At 63.4% G+C, this 7,584-nt stretch carries 3 protein-coding genes and 1 pseudogene; all 4 read right to left on the bottom strand.

The genetic code is table 11. From position 1 onward, the window contains the following. Positions 1-250: pseudogene (locus L9Z73_RS21250) on the bottom strand (hypothetical protein); the annotation flags it as partial. Beyond that, on the bottom strand, positions 247-3,354 hold the full coding sequence (locus L9Z73_RS21245) for an efflux RND transporter permease subunit (RefSeq protein WP_247405086.1): 3,108 nt from the start codon (positions 3,352-3,354) through the stop codon (positions 247-249). The pseudogene L9Z73_RS21250 and the gene L9Z73_RS21245, both read right to left, overlap by 4 nt. Continuing rightward, entirely contained in the window at positions 3,351-6,452 is a 3,102-nt protein-coding gene (locus tag L9Z73_RS21240) for an MdtB/MuxB family multidrug efflux RND transporter permease subunit (RefSeq protein ID WP_247405083.1), read from the bottom strand. The genes L9Z73_RS21245 and L9Z73_RS21240 overlap by 4 nt, the downstream gene beginning before the upstream one ends. Beyond that, positions 6,449-7,584, bottom strand: a 1,136-nt coding sequence (locus L9Z73_RS21235) for an MdtA/MuxA family multidrug efflux RND transporter periplasmic adaptor subunit (protein ID WP_247405080.1), incomplete at its 5' end; no start/stop codon positions are given. The genes L9Z73_RS21240 and L9Z73_RS21235, both read right to left, overlap by 4 nt.

Here is a 7,584-nt window from a genome sequence, read left to right as displayed (position 1 = left end):
TGAACTGCGCAGGCTCGATGACGGCCGGACGTGTGTAGTCGGGGCCGACGGCGCAGGCGCTGAGCAACACCCCGCAGAGCACCATCGCTAACGCCTTCGCCCCCTTACCGACGCCGGAGGTGTGGCGAGGGAGCTTGCTCCCGTTGGGCTGCGCAGCGGCCCCAAAAAAGCCAGGGAGTGCTTCGCTCTCCAGCGGGAGCAAGCGCCCTCGCCACAACAAGCGTGCATTGGCGTTGGTCGAATCGGTCATAGCGCAGAGTCCAGGGCAGCATCGGTACGCACGCCGCGCCAAGCGTTGAAACGATGGCGCGCGCGGTCGAGATAGAGGTAGACCACCGGGGTGGTGTAAAGGGTCAGGATCTGGCTGAAGATCAGCCCGCCGATAATGGTCAGGCCCAGGGGCTGGCGCATTTCCGCGCCTTCGGCCCTGCCGAGCAACAACGGCAAGGCGCCGAGAATCGCCGCCAGCGTGGTCATCAGGATCGGCCGCAACCGCAACAGGCAGGCGCTGCGAATCGATTCCAGCGGGCTCAGGCCGTCATTGCGCTCCAGTTGCAACGCCAGGTCGATCATCAGGATCGCGTTTTTCTTCACCACCCCGATCAACAGGAACAACCCGAGCAAGGAGATCAGGCTGAACTCACCGCCCAGCAGGTAGATGGAGAGCAAGGCACCGACGCCGGCCGACGGTAAGGTCGAGAGGATCGTCAGCGGGTGGATGTAACTTTCATACAGAATGCCCAACACCAGGTACACCGCCACCAGTGCGCCAAGGATCATGAACGGCTGGCCCTTCTGGGTCGCCGCAAAAGCATCGGCGGTGCCGGCCATCTTGGCGATGACGTCCTCCGGCAAGCCCACCTTGGCAATCGCCCGCTCGATGGCTGCAGTGCCCTGCTCCACCGTCACGCCGGGCGCCATGTCGAAGGCGATGTTTTCCGAGGCGAACTGGCCTTCGTGGCTGACGCGGTCGTCCGCCAGGCTGCTCTCATAATGGGCAATGGTCGACAACGGCACCCGCGCGCCGGCGGAGGTGATCACCTGCATCTGCTTCAGGGTAATCGGGTCCTGGGCGTATTTCGGGTCGACCTCCATCACTACCTGATACTGGTTGAGGCTGTCATAGATCGTGGAGATCTGCCGCTGGCTGTAGGCGTTGTTCAGCACGGCGGTGACCATGTTCATGTCGATGCCCAGACGCTTGGCCTGGTCGCGGTCGACGATCAGCGTAACCTGGGCCGCGCCCCGGCCTTCGCGGGCGTCGATGGCGGTGAGTTCGGGTAACGCGCGCAGAGCGGCCACGACCTTCGGGTACCACAGGCGCAGCGCAGCCAGATCACCGCTTTGCAGGATGTAGGAATACTGCGCACTGGTCTGGTCACGGCCACCACCGAATTGCAGGTCCTGGTCAGCCATCAGGAACAGTCGCCCTCCCGGCACCAGTGGCACGCTCTTGCGCAGACGCTCGATAACCGCCTGAGCGGAGACCTTGCGTTCGCTGATGGGTTTGAGTCGAACCAGCATCACCGCGTTGTTGGTGCCGCTGTTGCCGCCGATGAAACCGGCCACGCTGAGCACCGCTGGGTCTTGCAACACGGCTTTGCGGAAAATTTCCATCTTCGGCTGCATCACGCTGAACGACAGCCCGTCGTCGCCGCGCACAAAGCCGATCAATTGCCCGGTGTCCTGCTGGGGCATGAAGGTTTTTGGTACCACCACATACAGCGCAACATTCACCCCTACCGTGATCAGCAGGCTGAGCAAGGTCAGGCGCCGATGGCGCAGCACCCAGTCCAGGCTGGTGGCGTAGGCCGATACCATGCGGTCATTGACGTTCTGGCTCCAACGCTGCAAACCGCTCAGTTGCCCTTTGATATGAGGCTTGAGCCAACGGGCGCAGAGCATCGGGGTGAGGGTCAGCGAGACCACCAGCGACACGATGATCGCCGCCGACAACGTGATCGAGAACTCACGGAACAGGCTGGTGACGATCCCGCCCATGAACAGGATGGACAGGAACACCGCCACCAGCGACACGTTCATCGACAGCAAGGTAAAGCCGACTTCCTGGGCACCCAGGTACGCCGCCTTCATCGGCGGCACGCCCTCGTCGATATGCCGGGAAATGTTCTCCAGCACCACGATGGCATCGTCCACCACCAGGCCGGTGGCGAGGATCAGCGCCATCAGCGAGAAGTTGTTCAACGAAAAGCCGAACAGGTACATCACCGCGAAGGTGCCCACCAGCGACACCGGCACCGCCAGGGTTGGAATCAGCGAAGCGCGGAAGTTACCGAGGAACAGGTAGACCACCAGGATCACCAGCCCAACGGCAATCAACAAGGTCATTTCGGCCTCGTGCAAGGTGGCGGTGATCACCGGCGAGCGATCCATTGCCAGGCTCAGTTTGACGCTGGACGGCAGCACCGCCTGCAACGCCGGCAACTGCGCCTTGATCTGCCTGACAGTCTCGATGATGTTGGCGCCGGATTGGCGGTTGATCACCAGCAGCACGGCCGAATCATTGTTGAAGAAACCACTGTTGTAGCGGTCTTCGACGCCGTCGCTGATCTTCGCCACATCGCCCAGGCGCAGGGCCGCGCCGTTCTGGTAGCGAATCAGCAACGGCTCATAGTCCTTGGCTTTTTCCAGCTGGTCGTTGGCCTGGATCTGCCAGTTGCGCTCGGCGTCTTCCAGGGACCCCTTGGGCCGACGCTGGTTGGCGTTGGCGATGGTGTTGCGCACATCGTCGAGGGCCACGCCGTACTGGTCGAGCGCCTTGGGTTCGAGTTCGATGCGCACCGCCGGCAGCGAACTGCCGCCGATCTGCACTTCGCCCACGCCCGGCACCTGGGACAGGCTTTGCGAAAGGATGGTCGAGGCCAGGTCGTACAACTGGCCCTTCTGCAACACGTCCGAGGTCAGCGACAGCACCATGATCGGCGCCTGGGACGGGTTGATCTTCTTGTAGGTCGGCATGCTGCGCATGCCGCTGGGCAACAGGTTGCGCGAGGCGTTGATTGCCGCCTGCACTTCCCGCGCCGCACCGTTGATATCACGGTCGGAATCGAACGCCAGGATCACCCGGGTCGAACCCTGGCTGGACGAACTGCTCATGGTGGTAATACCGGCAATCGCGCCGAATGAGCGCTCCAGCGGCGTGGCCACGGTAGACGCCATCACCTCCGGGCTGGCGCCGGGCAAGCTGGCCGACACCACGATCACCGGGAAGTCGATCTGCGGCAGCGGCGACACCGGCAGCAGATTGAAGCTGACGCCGCCCAGCAGCATGATCGCCAGGCTCAGCAGCATGGTCGCGACCGGCCGGCGAATGAAAGGTCCGGACAGGTTCATGACTCAACCGGCTCCAGGCGTTGCGGCTCTTTGCGCCAGCGCCGACCCAAGCGATCGAAGTACAGGTAGATCACCGGTGTGGTGAACAGGGTCAATACCTGGCTCACCAGCAAACCGCCGACCATCACCAGGCCCAGGGGTTGACGCAGCTCCGCACCGGAACCGGTGGCCAGCATCAACGGCACCGCGCCGAACAGTGCGGCCAGGGTGGTCATCAGGATCGGCCGGAAGCGCAACAGCGCCGCCTGGTAGATCGCGGTCTGCGGGTCGAGGCCCTGGTTGCGTTCGGCGTCGAGGGCGAAGTCGATCATCATGATCGCGTTTTTCTTGACGATACCGATCAGCAAAATGATGCCGATGATCGCGATCATGCCCAGGTCATTGCCGCTGAGCAGCAACGCCAGCAACGCCCCCACCGCCGCCGAAGGCAGGGTCGAGAGGATGGTGACGGGGTGGATGTAGCTCTCGTAGAGCACGCCGAGCACGATGTACATGGTGACCACCGCCGCCAGGATCAGCAGCAAGGTGCTCGACAGCGAGGCTTCGAACGCCTGGGCCGCGCCCTGGAACTGAGTCTGCACGCCCACCGGCATGCCGATGTCTTTCTGGGTCTGGTTGATCAACTCCACGCCTTTGCCCAGCGCGACACCCGGGGCCAGGTTGAACGACATCATCACCGCCGGAAACTGGCCGATATGCGCAATCGCCAACTGCGCCTGGCGCTGTTCCACGCGGGCCAGGCTCGACAGGCGCACCTGGCCGCCGGCGGTGGTCTTGACGTGGATCTGGTTCAGCGCATCCGGCCCCAGGGTCTCGCCCGACTGGGCCTGCAACACCACGCGGTATTGGCTGGCCTGGGTGTAGATGGTGGAAATCTGCCGCTGACCGAAGGCGTCGTACAACGCATCGGTGATAGTCGACACGTTGACGCCCAGGCGCGAGGCGGCATCGCGGTCGATCACCAGGTACACCTGCAGACCCTTGTCCTGCAGGTCGCTGGCGACGTCGGTGAGCTGCGGCAACTGGCTCAAGGCATGCACCAGCTTTTCGCTCCACAAGGCCAGTAACTCGGCGTCGGGTGACGACATGCTGAACTGGTACTGGGTGCGGCTGACGCGGTCTTCGATGGTCAGGTCTTGCACCGGCTGCATGTACAGGCGAATGCCCACCAGCTTGTCGATTTCCGGCTGCAGGCGGGTGATCACCTGGGCTGCGCTCAAATCCCGCTGCCCGTGAGCCTTGAGGTTGATCAGCAAGCGACCGCTGTTGAGGGTGGCGTTATCGCCATCCACACCGATGTAGGACGACAGGCTTTCCACCGCCGGGTCGGCCAGGATGATCTTCGCCAGTTCCTGCTGACGCTGGCTCATTGCAGCGAAGGAAATCGACTGCGGCGCCTCGGAAATGCCCTGGATCACCCCGGTGTCCTGCACCGGGAAAAACCCCTTGGGCACCACCAGGTAGAGCACCACGGTGAGGCCCAGGGTGGCGATGGCCACCAGCAAGGTCAGCGGCTGGTGCTTGAGCACCCACTGCAACTTGCGCCCGTAGGCTGCGATCAACCAATCGATCCAGGCGCCGCTAGCCTTGTAGAAACGGCTCTGCTCTGCTTCCTTGGGTTCACGCTTGAGCAGGCGCGCGCACATCATCGGCGTCAGGGTCAGGGACACCACCAGGGAAATCAGGATCGCCACCGCCAGGGTGATCGCGAACTCGCGGAACAGGCGCCCGACCACGTCGCCCATGAACAGCAACGGAATCAATACGGCGATCAGCGACAGGGTCAGGGAAATCAGGGTGAAACCGATCTGTTTGGCGCCCTTGAGCGCGGCGGCCAGCGGGGTTTCACCTTCCTCGATATAGCGCGAGATGTTTTCCAGCATCACGATGGCATCGTCCACCACAAACCCAGTGGCGATGGTCAGGGCCATCAGCGTCAGGTTGTTGATGGAGAAACCCGCCAGGTACATCACGCCAAAGGTGCCTACCAGCGACAGCGGCACGGCGATGGACGGGATGATCGTGGCGCTGACGCGGCGCAGAAACAGGAAGGTCACCATCACCACCAGGGCAATGGCGATCAGCAATTCGTGTTGCACATCGGTGACCGAAGCGCGGATGGTCTGGGTACGGTCGGTCAGCACCGTCACATCCAGGCCCGCCGGCAGGTTATCGGTGATGCTCGGTAGCAAGGCCTTGATGCGGTCGACCACCTCGATCACGTTGGCGCCGGGCTGGCGCTGGATATTCAGCAGCACGGCCTGGTTTTCATTGGCCCAGGCGGCGAGGCGTTCGTTTTCGGCGCCGTCGACGATCTGCGCGACGTCCTTCAGACGCAGCGGTGCGCCATTTTTGTAGGCCAGGATCAGTTCAGCATACTGCTGCGGCGACACCAACTGGTCGTTGGCGTCGAGCATCGACACGCGGGTCGGGCCGTCGAAGTTGCCCTTGGGCTGGTTGACGTTGGACGCGGCGATCAGCGTGCGCACGTCCGACAGGTTCAAGCCGTTGGCCGCCAGGGCCTCGGGGTTGACCTTGATGCGCACGGCCTGGCGCTGGCCACCGGCGATGCTGACCATGCCGACGCCGCTGATCTGCGCGATCTTTTGCGCCATGCGCGTATCGACCAAATCATTGAGCTTGGGCAGCAGCATGGTCTTGGAGGTAATCGCCAGGGTCAGCACCGGGGTATCCGCCGGGTTGACCTTGTTGTACACCGGCGGCGCCGGCAAGTCCTTGGGCAACAGGTTGGTCGCGGCGTTGATCGCAGCCTGCACCTGTTGCTCGGCGACATCCATATTGATGTCGAGGTTGAAGCGCAGGGTCAGCACCGACGCGCCGCCGGAGCTGGTCGAGGCCATCTGGGTCAAGCCGGGCATCTGCCCGAACTGGCGCTCCAGGGGCGCGGTGACGGCGCTGGTCATCACATCCGGGCTGGCGCCGGGGTACAGGGTCATCACGCGGATGGTCGGGTAGTCCACCTGGGGCAAGGCCGAGACCGGTAGCAAGCGGTACGAGATGATCCCTGCCAGGACAATCGCCAGCATGCTCAGCGTGGTGGCGACCGGGCGAAGGATAAACAGCCGCGACAGGTTCATGAACCGACCTTTTGCGCCTTGCCGGCGTCAGCGCCGGTCTCCCCTTTTGCGGCGGGCTTGCCTTGCAGGTGCTCGGTCGGGGTGGTCGGGACTTGACTGCTGTCGTTGACCACTTCGATTTCGCTGCCGTCCTTCAGGCGGTCGGTGCCTTCCAGCACCACGCGGTCGCCGGCGACCAGGCCTTGCTTGATCACCGTGTTGTCGCCGTCGGTATCGCCGACCACCAGGGGCTGCACCTTGACCTTCTTGTCGCCATCGAGCTTGTAGACAAACGTACCGGCGTTGCCGAACTGGATAGCGGCAGACGGCGCCAGCACGACGTTATGCAGGGTGTCGGCGAGCAAATGCACGTTGACGAACTGATTGGGGAACAGCGCCTGGTCCTTGTTATCGAAGCGTGCCTTGAATTTCAGGGTGCCGGTGGTGACGTCGATCTGGTTGTCCAGGCTCTGCAGCACGCCGGTGGCTTGACGCTTGGCGTCGCTGCGGTCCCAGGCTTCCACGGGCAGTTTGTTGCCGGCGTGGTAACGGGCGAGCACGGTTTCCAGCGTGCTCTCCGGCAGGGTGAAGGCCACGCTGATCGGTTGGGTCTGGGTGATCACCGCCAGCGCTGTGGTGTCGTTGGCGGCCACCAGGTTACCGACGTCGAGTTGACGCAGGCCGACGCGCCCGGCGATCGGCGCGCGGATCTTGGTGAATTCGAGGTTGAGCTTGGCGTCGTCCACTGCGCCCTGGTTGGTCTTGACCGTGCCCTGGTATTGCAGGACCAGCGCTTCGGCGGTGTCCAGGGTTTGCTTGGCGATACTGTCCTGGGCATACAGGCCGCGATAACGCTCGACGTCGACCTGGGCGTTTTTCAACTGGGCCTGGTTCTGCATCAGCGTGCCCTGGGCCTGGAGCAAGGCGTTCTGGTAGCTGCGCGGGTCGATTTCCGCCAGCAGGTCGCCGGCCTTGACCGTCTGCCCTTCTTCAAAGGCGATCTTCACCAACTCGCCGCCCACCCGGCTGCGCACATTGATGGTGTTAAGCGCGGTGACCGTGCCCAACGCCTTGTAGTACACCGGGAATTCCCCCAACACCGCCGGCGCCACACGCACCGGCACCGGGCCGGTGGAGCCGCCGAAGCCCGGGC

The organism is Pseudomonas emilianonis, assembly GCF_023072625.1.
In the GTDB taxonomy this organism is placed as follows: domain Bacteria; phylum Pseudomonadota; class Gammaproteobacteria; order Pseudomonadales; family Pseudomonadaceae; genus Aquipseudomonas; species Aquipseudomonas paraveronii.
This window is presented reverse-complemented; position numbering and strand designations above follow the sequence as displayed.

Bases quoted from the DNA above. Each gene is read 5' to 3' on its own strand.
- L9Z73_RS21240 (WP_247405083.1), bottom strand. From the start codon at position 6,452: ATGAACCTGTCGCGGCTGTTTATCCTTCGCCCGGTCGCCACCACGCTG.
- L9Z73_RS21245 (WP_247405086.1), bottom strand. From the start codon at position 3,354: ATGAACCTGTCCGGACCTTTCATTCGCCGGCCGGTCGCGACCATGCTG.